This window comes from Cognatiyoonia koreensis (genome assembly GCF_900109295.1).
GTDB lineage: Bacteria > Pseudomonadota > Alphaproteobacteria > Rhodobacterales > Rhodobacteraceae > Cognatiyoonia > Cognatiyoonia koreensis.
In genome coordinates, this window is record NZ_FOIZ01000001.1 from 1825956 (window position 1) to 1844746 (window position 18791).

At 60.2% G+C, this 18791-nt stretch carries 21 protein-coding genes; 6 read left to right on the forward strand and 15 right to left on the reverse strand.

Features of this window, described 5'->3' with window-relative positions; translation table 11 throughout:
- Positions 1–65: 65 nt before the first annotated feature.
- From BMY44_RS09120 to BMY44_RS09130, 3 genes are read right to left on the reverse strand one after another with little or no spacing between them, the layout of a single operon-like run.
- Positions 66–863, reverse strand: coding sequence for a metal ABC transporter permease (locus BMY44_RS09120; protein ID WP_089993050.1), 798 nt, complete (start codon positions 861–863; stop codon positions 66–68).
- Positions 856–1590 (reverse strand): ATP-binding cassette domain-containing protein, encoded by a 735-nt coding sequence (locus BMY44_RS09125; protein WP_089993053.1) that lies wholly within the window; start codon positions 1588–1590, stop codon positions 856–858. The genes BMY44_RS09120 and BMY44_RS09125 overlap by 8 nt, the downstream gene beginning before the upstream one ends.
- A complete protein-coding gene (locus tag BMY44_RS09130) occupies positions 1587–2063 on the reverse strand; it encodes a Fur family transcriptional regulator (protein ID WP_089994737.1) in 477 nt (158 codons plus the stop codon). Before BMY44_RS09130 ends, BMY44_RS09125 begins: the two co-directional genes overlap by 4 nt.
- A 70-nt stretch (positions 2064–2133) precedes the next feature.
- On the opposite strand from BMY44_RS09130, the gene BMY44_RS09135 reads away from it, so the two are divergent.
- Positions 2134–3078: a zinc ABC transporter substrate-binding protein gene (locus tag BMY44_RS09135; protein ID WP_089993056.1), complete on the forward strand. Its 945-nt coding sequence runs from the start codon at positions 2134–2136 to the stop codon at positions 3076–3078.
- Here the strand turns inward: BMY44_RS09135 and BMY44_RS09140 are convergent.
- Both BMY44_RS09140 and BMY44_RS09145 read right to left on the reverse strand, forming a co-directional pair.
- The gene (locus tag BMY44_RS09140; protein ID WP_089994739.1) at positions 3075–4619 is read right to left on the reverse strand and encodes a trimethylamine methyltransferase family protein; all 1545 of its coding nucleotides are present in this window, start codon (positions 4617–4619) and stop codon (positions 3075–3077) included. The genes BMY44_RS09135 and BMY44_RS09140 overlap by 4 nt on opposite strands.
- A gap of 81 nt (positions 4620–4700) precedes the next feature.
- Positions 4701–5387, reverse strand: a complete 687-nt coding sequence (locus tag BMY44_RS09145; protein WP_089993058.1) for an HAD family hydrolase — start codon at positions 5385–5387, stop codon at positions 4701–4703.
- Positions 5388–5445: 58 nt separating this feature from the next.
- Between BMY44_RS09145 and BMY44_RS09150 the strand changes: the two genes are divergently transcribed.
- Positions 5446–8634, forward strand: a complete 3189-nt coding sequence (locus tag BMY44_RS09150) for a 2Fe-2S iron-sulfur cluster-binding protein (RefSeq protein ID WP_089993061.1) — start codon at positions 5446–5448, stop codon at positions 8632–8634.
- On the forward strand, positions 8624–9166 hold the full coding sequence (locus tag BMY44_RS09155) for a hypothetical protein (RefSeq protein ID WP_089993063.1): 543 nt from the start codon (positions 8624–8626) through the stop codon (positions 9164–9166). The genes BMY44_RS09150 and BMY44_RS09155 overlap by 11 nt, the downstream gene beginning before the upstream one ends.
- On the opposite strand, the gene BMY44_RS09160 is transcribed toward BMY44_RS09155, so the two are convergent.
- Entirely contained in the window at positions 9163–9441 is a 279-nt protein-coding gene (locus BMY44_RS09160) for a DUF3572 domain-containing protein (RefSeq protein WP_089993066.1), read from the reverse strand. The genes BMY44_RS09155 and BMY44_RS09160 overlap by 4 nt on opposite strands.
- Positions 9442–9533: 92 nt before the next feature.
- Between BMY44_RS09160 and BMY44_RS09165 the strand changes: the two genes are divergently transcribed.
- A complete protein-coding gene (locus BMY44_RS09165) occupies positions 9534–10925 on the forward strand; it encodes a diguanylate cyclase (protein ID WP_089994742.1) in 1392 nt (463 codons plus the stop codon).
- Here the strand turns inward: BMY44_RS09165 and BMY44_RS09170 are convergent, their stop codons facing one another.
- The 4 genes from BMY44_RS09170 to BMY44_RS09185 all read right to left on the reverse strand — a co-directional run bounded on the left by BMY44_RS09170 (position 10926) and on the right by BMY44_RS09185 (position 12866).
- A complete protein-coding gene (locus BMY44_RS09170; protein WP_089993068.1) occupies positions 10926–11399 on the reverse strand; it encodes a periplasmic heavy metal sensor in 474 nt (157 codons plus the stop codon). It abuts the gene before it with no gap.
- Positions 11392–11739, reverse strand: coding sequence for a hypothetical protein (locus tag BMY44_RS09175; RefSeq protein WP_089993071.1), 348 nt, complete (start codon positions 11737–11739; stop codon positions 11392–11394). Before BMY44_RS09175 ends, BMY44_RS09170 begins: the two co-directional genes overlap by 8 nt.
- Complete coding sequence (locus BMY44_RS09180) at positions 11729–12307, reverse strand: RNA polymerase sigma factor (protein ID WP_089994744.1); 579 nt, start codon at positions 12305–12307, stop codon at positions 11729–11731. Before BMY44_RS09180 ends, BMY44_RS09175 begins: the two co-directional genes overlap by 11 nt.
- Before the next feature lie 73 nt (positions 12308–12380).
- Positions 12381–12866, reverse strand: a complete 486-nt coding sequence (locus BMY44_RS09185; protein WP_165611809.1) for a calcium-binding protein — start codon at positions 12864–12866, stop codon at positions 12381–12383.
- Between the two features lie 193 nt (positions 12867–13059).
- On the opposite strand from BMY44_RS09185, the gene BMY44_RS09190 reads away from it, so the two are divergent.
- Both BMY44_RS09190 and BMY44_RS09195 read left to right on the forward strand, forming a co-directional pair.
- Positions 13060–13458, forward strand: coding sequence for a DUF983 domain-containing protein (locus BMY44_RS09190; protein WP_089993076.1), 399 nt, complete (start codon positions 13060–13062; stop codon positions 13456–13458).
- Between the two features lie 3 nt (positions 13459–13461).
- Positions 13462–14139, forward strand: a complete 678-nt coding sequence (locus tag BMY44_RS09195) for an NUDIX hydrolase (protein WP_089993077.1) — start codon at positions 13462–13464, stop codon at positions 14137–14139.
- On the opposite strand, the gene BMY44_RS09200 is transcribed toward BMY44_RS09195, so the two are convergent.
- The 5 genes from BMY44_RS09200 to bcoG are packed head-to-tail and all read right to left on the reverse strand — an operon-like array spanning position 14136 to position 18697.
- Positions 14136–15038: a DMT family transporter gene (locus BMY44_RS09200; RefSeq protein WP_089993080.1), complete on the reverse strand. Its 903-nt coding sequence runs from the start codon at positions 15036–15038 to the stop codon at positions 14136–14138. The genes BMY44_RS09195 and BMY44_RS09200 overlap by 4 nt on opposite strands.
- Entirely contained in the window at positions 15038–15784 is a 747-nt protein-coding gene (locus BMY44_RS09205) for an SDR family oxidoreductase (RefSeq protein WP_089993082.1), read from the reverse strand. Before BMY44_RS09205 ends, BMY44_RS09200 begins: the two co-directional genes overlap by 1 nt.
- Entirely contained in the window at positions 15781–17244 is a 1464-nt protein-coding gene (locus BMY44_RS09210; RefSeq protein WP_089993085.1) for a carnitine 3-dehydrogenase, read from the reverse strand. Before BMY44_RS09210 ends, BMY44_RS09205 begins: the two co-directional genes overlap by 4 nt.
- Positions 17244–17789: a lipocalin/fatty acid-binding family protein gene (locus BMY44_RS09215; RefSeq protein ID WP_089993087.1), complete on the reverse strand. Its 546-nt coding sequence runs from the start codon at positions 17787–17789 to the stop codon at positions 17244–17246. The genes BMY44_RS09210 and BMY44_RS09215 overlap by 1 nt, the downstream gene beginning before the upstream one ends.
- A complete protein-coding gene (bcoG, locus tag BMY44_RS09220; protein ID WP_089993090.1) occupies positions 17786–18697 on the reverse strand; it encodes a 3-dehydrocarnitine:acetyl-CoA trimethylamine transferase BcoG in 912 nt (303 codons plus the stop codon). Before bcoG ends, BMY44_RS09215 begins: the two co-directional genes overlap by 4 nt.
- Between the last annotated feature and the right edge of the window lie 94 nt (positions 18698–18791).

The following is an 18791-nucleotide window of genomic DNA, read 5'->3' on the forward strand; positions in this document are numbered from 1 at the left end:
CAGGCCTATGGGATAGCGCACAAACGGGGCAAGCCTGTGGCCACCAATGGGCCGGGATGCGGCAATTAGCTGCCGGATGTGCGCAGTTTTCCACCGATGCTGGCCAGTGCGAAAAGCGCAAGCGCGACGCACACGATGGACGGGCCGACTTGCGTATTCAGCACCACGGCCAGCCGAAGGCCACCAAGTGCCGCGATGGCGGCAAAGCCCATGGCGCAGAATGCCATCCCTTCGGGCGTGCGCATGATGCCACGCGCCGCTGCTGCGGGAATGATCAGCAAAGCGGTAATCAGCAGCGCGCCGACAATCTTGATCGATACCGCCACGATTGCGGCCAGCAGAAGCGTCAGCAGCAGTTCCTGCCGCCTTGGATTGATGCCCGCCGCCTGCGCCAGATCAGGGTTCAGCGTCGCGGTCAGAAGCGATGACCAATTCGCCCAAAGCAGCCCCAGCACGATCAATGCCCCGCCCCAGATCACGGCCACATCGGTACGTGACACGGTGATGATGTCACCAAACAGATAGCTGTCCAGATCAACCTGCGTGCCGGGCACCAGTGACACGGCCATCAGGCCAAGGCCCAATGCGCCATGCGACAGGACGCCAAGGATTGCATCCGGCCCTTGCCCGCGCCCCTGCAGAACGTGGAACAGCAGCGCCATGCCAAGCGCGATCACTCCGACACCAACATAGATCGACGTGGCAAATGCAAGCGAGACTGCCACACCAAGGATCGCCGCATGCGCGGTGGCATCCCCGAAATATGCCAGCCGCCGCCAGACGACGAAACACCCAAGCAAACCAGCGGCCAGCGCCGTGCCGAGGGCGGCAAGGGCGGCCCGCACCAGAAAATCGTCAAGCATGGTCGTGATCGTGTCCGTGATGGTGGTGATGATCGTGTTCGTGTCGGTAAAGCGCGAGCGCACCACCCGTCCCCGTGCCAAACAATTCGCGATAGGCTGGCGCGGCTGAAACAACGTCCGGTGTACCCTCGCAGCAGACATGGCCATTCAGGCAAATCACACGATCCGACGCGCTCATCACAACATGCAGCTCATGACTGACCATCAGGACAGCACAGCCCAATTCAGAACGCACGGTCTCGATCTGGCGATAAAAACTGGCCGAACCCGGTTGATCCAGCCCTTGCGTCGCCTCGTCCAGCAAAAGCACATCAGGCTTGCTGAGAATGGCGCGCGCAAGCAGCACCCGCTGGAACTGCCCGCCAGAAAGTTCCGACATCTGTTTGCCTGCCAGCCCCGCAGCACCTGCGGTTTCCAGCGCGGCGGCAGCGTCGGTGTCAGCGACCCGCTTTGGCAAATCCAGAAAGCGGCGCACGGTCAATGGCAGGGTCGGGTCGATATGCAGGGTCTGTGGCACATAGCCGATCTTGAGCCCGCGCTTGCGGTGCACCTTTCCCGTCTGCGGTTTGATGGCACCGATCAGAACACGCAGCAGCGTCGATTTGCCCGATCCATTGGGGCCAACAATGGTGACGATCTCGCCCGGCGCAATCGAAAGGCTGACATTTTCAAGCACCATCGGGCCGCCATAGCCCACGCTGACATTCTCGGCTGACAGAATACTCATGATGCCCCCTGACAGGCCGGGCAAAGTCCTTCGGCCTCAAAGACGGTCTGTTCGACCTGAAACCCGCTTTGGGCGGCAGGCGTCAAGAAGGCACAATCATCAAGGGCAGCTTCGGCCACCTTCTTGCAGTTCCGGCAGATCATGAAAGCGGGGTCATGGGCCGCACCGGGATGGGCGCAGGCGACAAAGGCATTCAGCCGTTCGATGCGGTGAACGAACCCATTCTCCACAAGAAATGACAGCGCGCGATAAGCAACCGGCGGCTTGGAGCCAAGACCCTCGGCATCCAGACGCGCCAACACGTCATAGGCCCCAAGGGCCGCGTGCGCTTCAAGTAGGATTTCCAGCGTCCGACGACGCACAGGCGTCAGTTGCAACCCACGCGCAGCACAGGCGTCTTCAACGGCGGTCATCGCCGAAGACACGCAGCGGGCGTGATTATGCTTGCGAAAGCCAAGCGGATCGGGGGTCATCTGCATCTCTTGTTATGTTATAACATACGCTGTATAGGCACAGCGCTTTTGATCCACAAGGGGTGCCTTCATGATTCGACTTTCCGCAGCATTGCTTTGTGTTCCGACGCTGGCGCAGGCCGACCTGAACGTCGTCGCAGATATTGCGCCGATCCACAGTCTGACTGCGCAGATCATGGGGGACACGGGCACACCAGCACTGATCCTACCGACGGATGCGGACGCCCACGACTTTGCGTTCCGCCCGTCAGATGCGCGGACGTTGCAGGATGCGGATATCGTCATCATGGTCGGCCCGGACCTGACACCTTGGCTGGTAGACCCCGTAATAACGCTCGCGGCTGGTGCGCAGGTGCTGACGCTGATGGAAACCGAAGGATGGGAGCCGCTTGCGATACGCTCAGAGCACGACCACGGCGACCATGGTGATCACGAGGACCATGAAGATCACAGTAATCATGCACACGAAGAGCATGATGATCACGACCCCGACGAACACGATACGCACAGCAGCGCAATGGACCCACACGCTTGGCAGGATCCGACAATCGCCGCAATCTGGGCAGAGGCCATCGCGGAACAGCTGACTGCAATCGATCCGGAAAATGCAGCAACCTATGCTGCAAACCTTGCCACAACGCGCGACCGTCTCGCTGAACTGGACGCCAAAGCGAAGGCGACCCTGACAGCTGCAGGTTCACTGCTTTGGCCGCATGACGGCTATCAATATCTCGAAGTGCGCTATGGTCTGGATTCCAAAGGATCAATTGCAGACCTTCATGCAAACACGCCCGGACCCGGACGAATTCAGGCCCTGCTTGATATGGTCGCTGACCAGAACATCGGTTGCATCCTGACGGACCGCGACGTCAACGGTGACTGGATTGCACTGATGCAGGCAAACAGCGACGTACCGACAGCCTTCATCGATGGCGTCGGTGGTGGCCTGGAACCCGGCCCTGACCTTTATGAAACGATGATGATGAACCTCGTGACAGCCATCGCAGAGTGCTAGAAATCCGTCGGTGCGCCGCCTTCTTCCTTGCGGCGTGCCACAAAGGCTTCAAGCTCCTCGCGGATACCCTCGTCCATTTCGGGCGCTTCGAAGCTTGCCATGATATCCTTGAAAATCCGATGCGCCCGTTCTGCCGTCCAGACACCACCGGCGACCTCCCAAGCCTCGAAATTGCGCCAATCGGATGCAAAGGGTTGGTAGAATGCCGTTTCGTAACGCTTCTGCGTGTGTTCGATCCCAAAATAATGGCCGTTCGGCCCCACGTCGCGGATCGCATCCAGGGCTATCTCTGCGGGTGAGGTGGCGGTGATCTCGGGCTCCATATAGCGCTGGATCATTTGCAGCACTTCGCAGTCCATGATGAATTTTTCGGGCGACGCAATCAGCCCGCCTTCAAGCCAGCCAGCAGCGTGATAGACGATATTCGTGCCCGATTGCACAGCGGACCAAAGTGAATTGGATGTCTCCCACATCGCCTGACCGTCAGGCACGTTTGCCGCACAGACCCCGCTCGCGCGCATCGGCAGACCATAGAAGCGCGCCATCTGTCCGGTCATCTGCGTGGCGCGCATGTATTCGGGCGTGCCGAAAGCGGGTGCGCCTGATTTCATGTCCACGTTGCTGGTAAATGTGCCGATGACACACGGCGTGCCGGGGCGGACGTATTGGAACAGGGCAATCGCGCTGACCGCTTCGGCGATTGACAGGGTCACTGCACCGGCCATCGTGACAGGGGCCATCGCTCCGGCCAGCGTAAAGGGCGTGACGATCACCGCCTGCCCACGCCGCGCACACCGCAAACAACCGTCAATCATCGGAATGTCGTGCTTGAGCGGCGAGGTCGAGTTGATGTTCGTATACATGTGCGGGGTGGCCTGAAACGCCTCCTCGGTCAGACCACCTGCGATCTTGACCATCTCCATCACGTCCTCGACCCGCTCTTTGCCAAGGGAATAGGCGTGGGCGACCTTGTCCGTGAGGGTCATCTTGTCAAAGACAACGTCAAGGTGGCGCACCGAGGCATGGATATCGACAGGTTCGACCGGATAGCCGCCCGCAAAATGGATGCAGTTGAAATACTGGGTCAGCTTCAGCAGATCCGCACATTGCTTGCGGGTGCCCGATACTTTCTTGCCGATCTCCATGTCGAAATAATTCGGGGGCGAGGACACATTGCCAAAGATGATATGCTTGCCACCAATAGTGATCTGCTTGTCTGGATTGCGCGGGGTAATCGTGAATTGCGCTGGCGCATGGCCCAGCATCTCCATCACCCACGCGCGATCCATACGGACGTTCGTGCCATCCACGCGGCAACCTGCTTTCTTGAACAGGGCGATGGCCTCTTCGTTCAGAAACTCGATACCGATGTCTTCAAGGATGGTCATGGCCCCGTCGTGAATGGCCTGCACACCATCTTCATCCAGTGGTTCTGTTGGGCGGTCCGTGTTGACTGGAATACGCCACGGCATCTGCTCGATGCTGGCCGTGCCCCGTCGCGCAGCATTCCCTGCGCGTCCACCACCACGTTTGCGTGACATGTCTTGCTCCCGATTTGACTGCGCCCAGATTGGCGGGTGTGTTGACGCAAGATTGCCCGTGCACGACATGTTTTGTCGGTATCAGGCGTTCGCAGCGATCCATGACGGAAGGTCGGCGATCGATGTCAGGACATCGGCAGCATAGGGCGCAAGGGTCTCGCGCGGGGCTGGCCCCGTCAGCACACCAATCGGGATCATTCCCGCAGCTTGCCCAGCGTGCAGGTCATGCAGGCTGTCGCCCACCATAACGCATTTTCCCGGATTGTGGCCGGTCACTTCACAAAACCGCAAAAGCTGCCCCGGTGCGGGTTTGCCGCCGAAACCGCTGTCATAACCAAGCACAAGATCAAAGGCGTCAGCGATCCCGGCCTGCGCGACATGCGCGCGCGCGGTGGCTTCGTTGTCGTTGGTCGCGATCCCAAGGCTGAAGGCATCTAAATCGGCGAAGATGCGGGGAAGATCACCGACAGTCACCTGCGCAACCTCGGCCGCGCGACGGCGCATGCGATCAATCAGATCGCCCTTATTCAGATCAGGCAGCACCGTCAGGATACGATCCGCGACAACATCCGTCGTTTCGGCAATCACAATGCTACCGGGCAGAAACCGCGCAGCATCGGCGTCAAACCCAAGGGCTGTGGCCAATCTGTCAAAGGTGGCAGGATCGACGGTTTCCGCCTGCAACATGGTTTTTGCCCAAGCGCCCCAGGTCGCGTTGAAATCAAACAGCGTACCGTCCTTGTCGAACACAATTCCCTGAATTCGCATTGTATTCTCCGCCGCACCCGTTGACTCACCCCGCGGACCACCCGACGGTATCCCAGCAATGCCAAAGCTCCGCTCATACCGCAATCGTCCATTCCATCTGGGGCCCTACCCGCTTGAAAAACTCCAGCGGCAGAGCGGGGTCGATCTGTCTGCGGTGCCTGATCTTGACCCGGTCTCTTTCCGCCGACCCGATGACATCACAAGCATCGTCAACGCGATGCAGGACTATCAGGCGATGCTGGATGCGACCCGCGATGGCATGATCAAAAAGGAACAGGCCGATATTCCCGACAGCCTGACCGAACGGGCCGCGCACCTGAAATCATTCGGGTATTACTGCGATGCCAGTATGGTCGGCATCTGCCAGATCGGCCCGGACATGTGGCTGGACCATCCGCTGGTGAACCCCGATGTGGACCGGCTGGCCGACAAACTGCGCAGCATGCAGCCCAAATCGCTGGCCGCCGGTATCGACGTCATCATGGCGGGCCTGCGCGAAAGCCTTGCGGCCCCGCCGGAAAGTTGCAGGCACCACACCCACGCGCTCGTCTTTCTTTATGACATGCCGCGCGATCCGCGCCCGGATGAAGCCGGCAGCGACTGGATCAAGGATGCGCAGGCGCAACGGGCCTGTCTGCGCGCCGCCGAAACGGCCGTGACGCTGGCAAGCTACATCCGCACGCTTGGCCATGACGCCCGTGCGCACAGCATGGCGGCGCGGGATGTGCATTTGGGCAGGGCCGGCGTCGCTGCCGGATTGCTGGCCTGCACGGACGGCAAGCTGACCAATCCCTTTACCGGTGAACGCTTTGGCCTGTCAGTCATCACGACCACGCTGGCGTTAGAGATCGATCAACCCTTGCGCGCAGACCAGCCTGTGCCTGCCAGCTTTCGCACGGGGATTGGGGCGCACGCAAAGACAGCCCGCACGCAAGACCCCTATCGCAAGCGCGATTTCAAGGACGGCCCCCACCCGTTCGAAACGCTGAAACGTGTGGCCGAACCGACCACCTATATCGACACACCGAACGTTGCCCGTGTCCCCAAACGCGCAAATATGTTCGCGCGTGGACTATTCGGCGATCTTGGCAAACACGTGCAGGACGCCACGAAAAACGGCAACTATGTCCGCAAATCCGCAGCCGCATTCGCGTTCCGCCCCTCGCTCGGCGCCTTCGTTCTGTTGCAGGATGGTGAGGCGGCGAACATCCACGCCACGACGGCAGATCCCGCCACGAATGCAGCCAACATCAAGGCCGCGCTTTACTTTCTCGGGGTGGATGCTGTTGGCCTATCCGACTGCCCGGATTTCACCTATTACAGCCATGACGCCAGCGGGCAACCGATTGTGCCCTATCACAAAAACGCCATCTCGATGATTATCGACCAGGGTCATGAAACGATGGAAGGCGCATCCGGCGACGACTGGATCGCCTGCGCACAATCCATGCGGGCGTACCTGCGGTTCTCGCTGCTTGGCGGCGTGCTGGCACAGCACCTGCGCAACCTTGGCTACACAGCACGTGTGCATTCCGTGATGGATGACGAGGTGCTGCATCCACCACTTCTGCTGCTTTCGGGCCTCGGAGAAGTGTCGCGCATCGGCGAGGTCATCCTTAACCCATTTCTTGGACCCCGTCTCAAATCCGGCGTCGTGACAACCAACATGCCCATGACGCACGACCAGCCCATCGACTTCGGACTCCAGCGCTTTTGCGAAGCCTGCAACAAATGTGCCCGCGAATGCCCTTCCGGCGCGATCACGGCTGGTCCGAAACTGATGTTCAACGGCTATGAAATCTGGAAATCGGACAGCCAGAAATGCACGACCTACCGGGTCAGCCAGAAGAACGGCGCGATGTGCGGGCGCTGCATGAAAACCTGTCCGTGGAACCTCGAAGGCCTGTTTGCCGAAGAACCGTTCCGCAAACTGGCCATGGCTGCACCGCAAGCGGCCAAGGCATTGGCAGCGCTGGACGATCTTGCGAACAAAGGCAGCATCAATCCGGTCAAGAAATGGTGGTGGGATCTGGAGATGGAAGACGATGGTGCCTATCGCCCGTCCGCCCATCCCGTGAATGCGCGCACGCTGCAAAAAGGGCTGGATTTGCGGTTCGCTGATCAGACGCTCGCCGTTTATCCCGCCCCGCTTGCACCACCCCCCTACCCTTGGCCGTTCCCGATGGACCGCGAAGCTGGCATTGCCGCCTATGAAAACATGATCACAGCAGACGAACACAAGGCACGCCGCGCCAAAGGACTGCCGCCAGAACACACCTACACCGCCGACACGGGCGCATCGCCAGTCATCCCCGTCGACATCACCAAGGTCGAGGCGATGTCACCTGACGTCACTCGCTATGTCTTTGCGGCACAAAACGGCCAGTCCCTGCCCGCCTTCACAGCCGGTGCCCATATCGATGTCGTCGTCGCACCTGAATTCTTCCGGCAATATTCGCTGTGCGGTGATCCTGCGGAACACGGCAGCTATGAAATCGCCGTGCTGCGCGAACCGCATGGGCGGGGCGGGTCTGCCTTGCTGCATCGCATCTTTACCAAAGGACGCAAGCTGTTCATTTCCCCGCCCGCCAATCATTTCCCGCTGGATGAAACGGCGGCGCATACGATCCTGATGGGCGGCGGGATCGGTGTCACACCAATGATCGCGATGGCACATCGCCTTCATCGGACAAATGCAAGTTTTGCGCTGCATTACAGCATAAAGTCCCGCGATATGGCCGGTTTCTTGCAAGTTCTGGAACAGGTGCCGTGGGCAGATCGGGTGCATTTGCACTGTAGCGCGGATGGAACACGGGCCGCACTGGCACAGATTTTGGCCTATCGCCCAAAGACGCATGTCTACACCTGCGGACCGGATTCTTACATGGACGCTGTGATGCAAACGGCGCGGCAGAACGGATTTGCCGACGATACGCTACATCTTGAGTATTTCGCCGTCCCGGACCAGCCCGACTATGAAAACCACGCTTTCCGGATCAGCCTGAACGATGGCCGGGTCATTGACGTTAGCGACACGCAATCCGCCGCTGATGCGTTGATTGCAGCAGGCGTTCCGGTTGATTTGAAATGCTCGGACGGGCTTTGCGGTGTGTGTAAATGCGGCGTGCTTGAAGGGGATGTGGACCACCGCGATTTCGTCCTGTCAAAGGCGCAGCGCGAAACCGCGATGATCCTGTGCCAAAGCCGCGCGGCTGAACCCAAGGGCATGTTGCACCTTGACCTCTAGCCTTTGGTATCAGGAAAAGGCTGTCTTCGCGGCAGCGATCGAAGATGTCTATGCAGCACTGTTCGCGCAGTCCCGCGCGCAACCGGGCGGCGACCCACTTCTGCTTGATGTGCGTGATGTTTCCGGCACGCCGGGTACTGCAGGTTTCGTTCAGCAAGCCCGCGTCAATGACGGTGCGCTCGACCTGATCCTGCTCGAGACGATTATCGCGATTGAACCACCAAGGCACCTTCAGGTCAGACAGTTGCCCGACGCGCTGGTGCGCCATGATCCGGGCGAACGCGATGCTCCCTTTCTTGGCACGCTTGTCGATGATCTAGACGTAGAATTCACACGCAAATTCGGCGATCCGCCCGCCCATACCGACCTGATTTATGATCTGGCAACGGTGGACAGCGGAACCGAAGTCACGATCACAATCGACGTTCCCGGCGTCGCAAAAGCGGGCTGGCTGCAACGCCGGTTTTGGCGCAAGGCGATCAGGAAAGAAGTGGCGCGCATCAAGGCCAGAATCACGCAGGCTGTCGCTTAGGTCCAGTGAACCTGTTCAGCGCCCGGCAATGCATAGCGCGCACGCAAGGGTTGATCATAGGCAAGGCCCTTGCTGTCACAAAAGGCCATGACCCAGCCATCATCCATGGTGATGAATTCCAGAACGGATGCAAGAAAGTCGGGATCGCCGACCCTGTCTCGCAAGTCGGCCACCGATCCACCGGTCGAGCCAAGGAACAAGGGGCAGTGCTCGTCGCTCGCCACGATCCACGCAAGGGCTTGCAGGGCAATTGTTTGCGCATTTTCAGGGTTCATCGCTCACTCCTCGTGCCAAGCAACACATTCTTAACCAATCCCCATCAGACTGTCAGCCGGGAAGAGTGGCATGCCAGATAAGGATGACCCCGATGTCAGGGAAAATACTCATCATCGACCGGGCTGCGACAAGCCGGATCGTTATGAAGGTCAAGTTGAACGCTGCTCAATACGATGTGGACACCTGCGACAACTGCGCGGATGCCGCGAAGATCATTCAGCAGCGTGCCCCTGATCTTGTGCTTGTGAACCTGTCCGATGTTTCGGATTCGCCGCATGCCTTCTGTCGCAACCTGCGCAACGGTCCGGGTGGTGACACGCTTGTCATTATCGGCACAGGCGTGGATGACAGCAGCCGCGCGCGTTTTGCGGCACTGGATGCGGGTGCAGATGATGTTCTAGTCCCCCATGTGAGCGATTCACTGCTGCTGGCACGCATCCGTAGTCTTTTGCGGCGGCGCAATGTCGGTGTGGAATGGCAGATACGCGATGGCACAAGCCGTGCACTTGGCTTTGACGAAGACCGCAGCGGATTCGCGATGCCGGGCCAGATCACGGTTCTTGCCGCAAATGGCGGCGCAGGTGCCCTGCTGGTGCAAACGCTGCAGCGCGGGCTGGATCACCGCGTGCAACTCAGCGATCTGCAGACGGGACTGCCGCAGGATGGCCCGTGTCGCAATGCCGACCTGTTTGTCATCGATGCCACCTTTAGCGAACAACGCAAAAAGACCCTTTTCCAGATGATTGCCGATATCCACGCACGTGGCGACACCCAACATGCCGCCAAGCTTGTGATCCTGCCAAAGGGTGAACAGCGCACAGCTGCGATGCTGCTGGACCTTGGTGCAGACGACGTCGCATTCGCACCCGTGGGTGATGATGAATTGATCCTGCGGACGAAAGCGCTGGTCGCACACAAGCTGGATCAGGATTGCCTGCGCGAACGCGTGCGATCAGGCCTGCGTGCGGCGGTAATCGACCCGCTGACAGGCCTTTTCAATCGCCGCTATGCAGAAACCCATCTGGACCGGATCGCCGAACAGGCACAGGCAACGGGCCGGCAATACGCGATCATGGTTCTGGACATCGATCATTTCAAATCGGTGAACGACACTTACGGACACGCGGCTGGTGATGCCGTCTTGCGCACGCTTGCAAGCCGTCTGCGCAGCAACTTCCGGGGCATTGATCTGATCGCCCGCGTCGGCGGAGAGGAATTCCTTGTTGCCATGCCAAATACCAGCCGGGAACATGCGCATATCGCGGCCGAACGGATGCGGCGACTGGTCAACGAAACCCCGATTCACGTCGCGGGGCTGGCCACACCGCTGCAAATTTCCGTGTCGGTCGGAATTGCGGTTGATGAACACGAAGACACCGGCTCTGACGCGCCGCAGCATCTTTTCGCGCTCGCGGACGCCGCGCTGTACCGGGCGAAATCCGCCGGGCGCAACATGGTGTCCATACACATGAGCGCGGCCTGATCAGCGCGATGCGCCTGATCTGCGCCGCTCCTTGATGCGATCCGCAAGGGCGGCGCGTTCCGCGTCAGACATCTCTGCCACCCGGGCAACCAGTTCGCGCCGCGCAACCTGCTGCACAACTGACATCCGTTCCGCTGCCGATGCCAGCACAGCGTCCAACGCTTCTGGCGAAAACGGGCTGGCTGTCAGCGCTACGGCAACCGCATGGATTTGCGCGCGTGCTTCCCGGCGGCTCACTTCACCCAAGGCCGGATCACGTCGCAGCGCCTGCCCGATCGCGCGCCGGTCCTCGGGGCGCAACGCCTGACCGATCGGTCCCAGCGCAACATCAAAGCCGCGCGGCGGCTGCCCACCAACGCGGTCCCGCATACCGACACCAATAACCACGCCGACCACGGCAAGGTTCAGCGCCAGCGACAGGGCGAAAAGTACACGCCACAAACGGCGGGGCTTTGCAGTTTGCGGATCAGCCATCAATCAGATCTCCCGTCTCGAACGCATCAAATCCTGACAAGAAGGAAACGGATGTGGTCGTTCCGAAAACATCCGCGGCCAGCGACTCGACTGCTGCGGGGGGGGCCAGTCCGACCCACAAACCTGCCACACCTGCGGCAGCCACACCCCCAAGGGCGGGCCAGCCGCCAAGCAGGGCAAGAAAACCGGGCCACAACTGCCCCGTGCTGCGGCGTTCCGGTGTGCGCGCCACGACAGCATTCGCCAACACACGGGCGCGCAAATCAGCCGATGGCACCGGATCATCAATCCGTGCGGTCGCAAAGATATCTTCAAGAAAATCGTCTTTTTTATGTGTCATCTTGATATCCTAACGCATCTTTCTGTGCTGCAAGCACTTCTGCCAATGCACGTTTGCCACGAGCCGTCAGACTTTCGACCGAAGTCACGGTGATGTCCATGACCTCGGCAATTTCAGGATTGCTCAGACCTTCGAGGTGGCGCAGTGCCACGGCCTGCGCCTGCCGGTCCGGCAAGGTGGCCAGCGCATCCGACAACGCGCGTTGCCGCGACAGTGTCTGCATCCGCGCCGTCGCACTGGGTGACGGATCTTCGGGTTCGGCAATCTGGTCCAGCGCAACGTTCCCGCGCCGCCGACGCAACCGGTCAGTGCAAAGGTTTGCCGTCACACGATAAAGCCACGTTGAAACCTGCGCCTCTCCTTGCCGCCAGTCGGGGGCCACGCGCCAAAGCCGCAACATCGCTTCTTGCGCGACGTCTTCGGCCTCTGCGCGATCCGCAAGCATCCGTGTTGCCTGCCCCAGTACGCGCGGCAACAACCTGTCCGTCAACAGTCGCGCCGCATCGCCATCGCCATTTGCAAAGGCGACCAGCAGCGCACTTTCCGAAAGGCTGGACAGGTCTGTCATGGGGGCGGGACGTATCCAACTCTGGACAGCGTGGCAATCGGCAGGGGTTACAAACCCCTGCCAGAAAGGCGCCTTAGCCGCGATCACGACCATGTCCGCCGCCGTGACCTTTGCCACCATCATGTCCCCGGCGCCCGTGGCCGCGACCTTGCCGGTTTTCCTTCGCGCTTTCGAATTCTTCGGCGCTGATCTGGCCATCGTCATCGGCATCTACACGCTCGAACATTCTTGCGGCGCGATCAGACCGGCGGTTCTGGATTTCATCCTGCGACAACACACCGTCCTCGTTCGCATCAAGGCGTGCAATCATGCGTTCGACGCGATCAGCGACCTGGCCCTCGGCCTGCGCGCTCAGCTCTTCAACTGACAGGACACCGTCGCCATTGGTATCCACGGATGCGAATTGCACGTCCGGGGCAGCGGCCAGTTCTTCTTGGGACAGCGCGCCGTCATTGTTCGCATCCAGCGCCGCAAAATCGGGCCGCCCCTGTGCCGAGGCGTCGGCTGCAACAAGGACGAAGCCTGTGACGATACATGCGCTCAAAATTAGTTCTCTCATCGGTTTTCCTTTGTTTTTCATGGGCCGTCTTGTTTCGGCTCTGATCATCAAACGGTGCGGGGGCTGGATTCCGTCGCACATCGGCATATTTTTTTGAAAACGCATTTGGCGTCACAGGGTCGCAAAGTCGGGTTTCCCCTTCCATTTATGGCCAAGACGCGTCATGTGAGCGCCAGAAATAAAGGAGTCCGCCATGTCCCATGCCGACACCCAGACCACCCAAGATGCGGACCGCCCGATGAAGCCTGCGATCTGGGCCGGGTTGCGGCGCAAGTGCCCCAATTGCGCAAAGGGCAGCCTGTTTACCGGCTATCTGAAGGTTGTGGACACCTGTGACAACTGCGGACAGGACTTGCATCATCATCGCGCCGATGACGGCCCGGCCTATCTGACGATCCTCGTCGTTGGTCACCTGATGGCACCGCTGATCCACATCGTCTTTACCCAGTTCCGGCCAGAAGCATGGGTCATGGCACTCGGCTTTACCACCGGCTGTGTACTGCTTGCCCTCTACCTGCTGCCACGGATGAAGGGGCTTGTCGTTGCCATCCAATGGGCCAAGCGCATGCATGGCTTTGGCAAATCGGCCTAGGCCATGGACAAAACCGCCATCCGTGACGCGGCGACGCTGATCCTGTTGCGCGATCTGCCCGACGGGCCAGCGGTGCTGATGGGCCAGCGTGGCAAGTCGGCCGCGTTCATGCCCGGCAAGTTCGTCTTTCCCGGCGGTGCGATCGATCCCAATGACGCGCAGGTGCCCGTCCAGGCGATCGCGCCCGATGTGCAGGTCTCACTGACGCAAGACAGCAAGCACACGCCGACTGCAATTCTGGCCGCAGCCATTCGCGAACTCTGGGAAGAAACCGGCCTGATCCTTGGCACCCCCGGCACATGGCACGACGCGCATCAAGGCTGGCGCGGGTTTGCTGGAACGGGCCATCTGCCCAGCGCGCAGGGTTGCGCCTTCTTCTTTCGCGCCGTCACGCCTGCGGGCCGCCCGCGCCGTTTCGATGCGCGGTTTGTTCTGGCCGCCGCTGACCATCTTGCCAGCGATCCCGATGATTTTTCGCGCGCTGAGGACGAGCTTTCGCACCTCCAGTGGGTGCATCTGGCCAAGGCCCGTGATTTCGATCTGCCTTTCATCACGCAGGTCGTGCTGGCCGAACTGACAGCCCATGTGAACGGCACCCGCACCGACGCGGGTGTGCCGTTCTTTCGCAACGATGACGAAGACCGGCTGGTGACCCGCCTTGGCGGTGCGGCCGTGCTTTAGGTCACCAGCACCAGCATCACGATACTGATTGCAAGAAACCCCAGCCCCTGCCATTCCCGCGCGCTGATTGTTTCCTTGAAAAACAGAGTGGCCGCCATCAGCGACAGGACCAGTTCGATCTGACCCACCGCCTTGACCAAGGCCACCGTTTGCAGCGTAAACGCGGTGAACCAGCCGATCGACCCGATCATGCTGGTCACGCCAACAAGCCCGGCCACCCGCCAGCTTGCCAACACGCGCATGATCTCGCCCCGCTCGCGCCAGACAAGCCAGACCGCCATGATCGCTGTCTGAAACGCCGTCACAAAGGCAAGCGTGACAATGGCGCGATAGAACGCATCCCCTGTTTCAAGGCTCAGCGATGCCCCGCGATAGCCAACGCCGGATACCGCGAACAATACACCGGACAACAGCCCAAGCCCCGACGCCCGGTTGAAAATACGCTGTGCCCACCGACCTTCGGCCTTCGGCGGATCCGACAGCAAAAGAACGCCAACAAGGCCGATGACAATGGCGACCAGCGCCAAAAGGCTGACGCCTTCGCCCAGAACAATCAGACCGACAAGCGCTGCAAGGATGACTTCTGTTTTCTTGAAGGTGATGCCGACCGCAAAGTTGCGATGCGCGAAAATCGCGACCACGCACATGGTCGCCACGATCTGCGCAATCCCCCCTGTGACGGCATACGCCCAAAAAGCCGGCGGGATACCGGGGGCACCCTGCCCGCTGATTACTACATAGCTGACCGCAATCACCGCCACCAGCGGCGCGGAATAGATGAACCGCGCGAAAGTCGCCCCTGCCGTCGACAGCCGCGTGGATTTCAGATGCTTCTGAAGCATGAACCGGACGGTCTGCGCCGATGCGGCAATCAGCGTGATGATGATCCAGAGATCCATCAGGGTTTCGGATCGGGATTTTCCGTGTGCCCGTCAACCGCAATCACTTGTCCCGATACCCGACCCGCTGCATCCGACCCCAGAAAAAGCGCCATTTGGGCGATGTCCTCGGCGGCCACAAAGCTGCGCATCGACGTTCCGGCGGCATAGCCTGCATACACCTGATCGCGCGTCATGCCTTTTGCCGCCGCTTCGCGCGCAAGCACGCCTTCCATCCGCACACCTTCGACCGCACCGGGGCAGATCGCGTTCGATCTGATTCCGAACGGCCCCAATTCCATCGCAAGCGTTTTCATCAGCCCGATGATCCCCCACTTCGCCGCCGCATAGGGGGCCCGGTTGGGATAGCCAAAGATTCCGGCAGTGGATGAGGTAAAGATCATCGCACCCGATTGCTGGGCCTTCATCAGAGGTGCGGCATATTTTGCGGCAAGAAAAGCTCCTTCAAGATTGACCGACACGCACCGCTGCCAATCGGCCAGTTCCACGTCTTCGACCGTTGCCGTCGGTCCGGCGATGCCCGCATTCGCGCACAGCACATCAAGCGTTCCCCAGCTTTCGGCGATATCGGCGAAAAGCTGCGCCATGCCCGCTTCGTCTGCCGCATCCGCAAGGCTTGCCCGCCAAGGAACGCCTGTGACAGGGACGATATCCGTGACCCAGACATCATGGCCTGCATCGTGAAAGACCTGCGCCATCGCGCGTCCGATGCCCGACCCGCCAGCCGTGATCAGAACACGGCTCACCGTCGACCCACGGCAGCGCCAGCGCCATCAGGACTGGACAGCGCGGCATGCGCTGCCGCGACACGGGCCAAAGGCTGCGCAACACGCGCATCCGGTTCTGCCGCCTTACGCGTTTGCAGGCTGACATGGATCAACATGTGCTCTCCCGTCGCCAATAGCCTGTCAGCGGCAAGCATCCGATGGAACAAATGCATCTTCTTGCCAGCCCCCATCAGACATTGGGTCTCGACCCTGATCCGCGTTCCAGCGTGGACCTCGTCAAGGTGGCGGATATGGGTTTCGGCGGTGAAATAGCTGCCGCCAGAGGCAATATAGTCTGCATCACATCCCACAAGGGCCATGAACTTGTCGGTCGCATCACCAAAGGCCTGCAGATAGCGCGCCTCATTCATATGACCGTTGTAATCGGTCCAATCCAGCGGCACCGCCCGGTCCACTGTGCAGATCGGCACGGCAAGATCCGCAACATCGTCCAGCGTGCGTGGCAGTTGATCCACACGTGCATCCTGCACGCGCAGCAGTTTCCCCGCCCCCCAATCCTGCGCCTTCAAGCCGCGCAGGATCGTGACAAGGTTATTGTCGCGTGCGCGCTCCAATTCACGGATCGTGTGCATCCCCGATTGCGCGTCGGACTGGCTGGCGACAGTGTCAATCAGTTCATCCGTCAACTCGGGCACATCCATCAGTTTGGTCCAGGGCCAGGACAGGCACGGGCCGAACTGCTCGATGAAATGGCGCATGCCCGCCTCGCCCCCGGCAATGCGATAGGTTTCAAACAAACCCATCTGCGCCCAGCGCAGACCGAACCCGTAACGAATGGCATCGTCGATTTCTTCCGTAGTTGCGACGCCGTCCTTGATCAGCCAAAGCGCCTCGCGCCAGACCGCCTCCAGAAAGCGATCTGCGATATGGGCATCGATCTCGGCACGCACGCGCAAAGGATGCATGCCGATGCTGGTCAGAATGTCAGAGGCCCGCGCGATCATCACCTCATCGTTGGCGGTACTCGGGACCACTTCGATCAAGGGTAAAAGGTACACCGGATTAAATGGATGCGTGACGATAATCTGGCCAGCGCGCTTGGCCCCTTCTTGCAGTTGCGACGGCTTGTAGCCGCTTGTCGAAGACCCGATCACCGCATCCACGTCACAAGCCGCCTGAATATTGGCATAGACTTTGTGTTTGATATCAAGCCGTTCAGGGACGCTTTCCTGGATCCAAGCGGCACCCGCAACGGCTTCGGCCAAATCATCATGAAACGTCAGCGTTCCTTCATCAGGCAAAGCCACATCCGACAAACCCGGCAAAGACCGGCGGGCATTGTCCAGAACTTCACCGATCTTGCGGGCGGCTTCGGGATCAGGGTCAAACACCCGCACATCCCAGCCCATGAGTAGGAACCGCGCCGCCCAACCGCCGCCGATAACGCCACCGCCAATGATTGCAGCCACCTGCCCCATCACAATGCCCCCTCAAGGCGATCTACGTCGTAACCATACCAATCAAGAATATCGCGCGCCGCCGTGATCCTGTCCGTGCCGCCACTGCGACCGCGATCCATGATCCAGACGTATTTGCCCGTCGGCCCACCCACAGCAACCGTGCGGTCGTCAAAGTCCATCCAAAGCACCCAAAGTTCATCAAGGGGAAAACCATCGCTGGCCTGCACGACCTGCCAGCGCCCCGGCCCCACCGGGATCAAGGCGATGCGCTGCGTGTAGGTGGAGCACAGGTTCGTCTGATCCGAACAGGCACCAGTGTCTGACATCAACACAAGGCTGTCAGCGCCGCCATCGGAAATGGTGATCTCGTCGCCCAACAAACTGCGCAGACCGCGCTCCTCGCGCACGTACCAGTCACCTTTCAGCCGGGCCGCGGTGACATCAGTCTGGCTGGCAAGCGGCGCTGTCGGATTGCGCAAAAGGCCCGGCACCGCACCAGGCTGTGCAACATCTGGCGCTTTCGCACAGGCGGCCAAAGCCAGACAGATCAAAAGCTGTTTCATCCGGCCGGTGCCATCTTGGTCAGCCCCAGCTTTTGACGCACCGCATCCGGCCCCATAACCTTGGCCCCAAGCCCCTCAATAATCCCAACCGCCTTTTCAACCAACTGCGCATTTGTGGCCAGTTCGCCACGCCCCAGCATCAGATTATCCTCCAATCCGACGCGCACATTGCCGCCAGCCAGGACAGACGCCGCGACATAAGGCATTTGATGACGCCCCAGCCCAAAGGCGCTGAACGTCCAGTCATGCGGCACATTATTCACCATAGCCATGAATGTGTTTAGATCATCCGGCGCACCCCACGGCACACCCATACACAGCTGCACCAAGGCCGGGCTCTCCAAGACGCCATCCTTCACCAACTGCTTGGCGTACCACAGATGGCCCGTGTCAAAGGCCTCGATCTCGGGTTTCACCCCAAGATCCGTCATCATGCGCCCCATCGCCACCAACATGCCCGGCGTGTTGGTCATGACGTAATCGGCCTCGGCAAAGTTCATCGTGCCGCAATCGAGCGTGCAAATCTCGGGCAGGCATTCAGCAATATGGGCCACACGCTCGGTGGCCCCGACCATATCGGTGCCAGCCACGGTCGGCAGCGGGGTCTCGACACCGCCGAACACGATATCACCGCCCATACCGGCGGTCAGGTTCAACACGACATCAACCTCGGCCGCACGAATGCGGTCGGTGACTTCGCGATAAAGGTCCAACCGGCGGGACGGCACACCCGTTTCGGGATCGCGGACATGGCAATGCACGACCGCAGCCCCGGCCTTGGCCGAGTCAATCGCGCTTTGCGCAATCTCCTTCGGCGAACGGGGCACATGCGGGCTGCGATCCTGCGTGCTACCCGATCCGGTGACAGCACAGGTGATGAACACCTCCCGGTTCATTTCCAACGGCATGATCCTACTCCCCTATGTCCATCATCTTGCCCAAAATACTCCCGCCGGAGGCATCCGAACCAACCACCTGCGACAAATGTCTGCTCCGATGCGG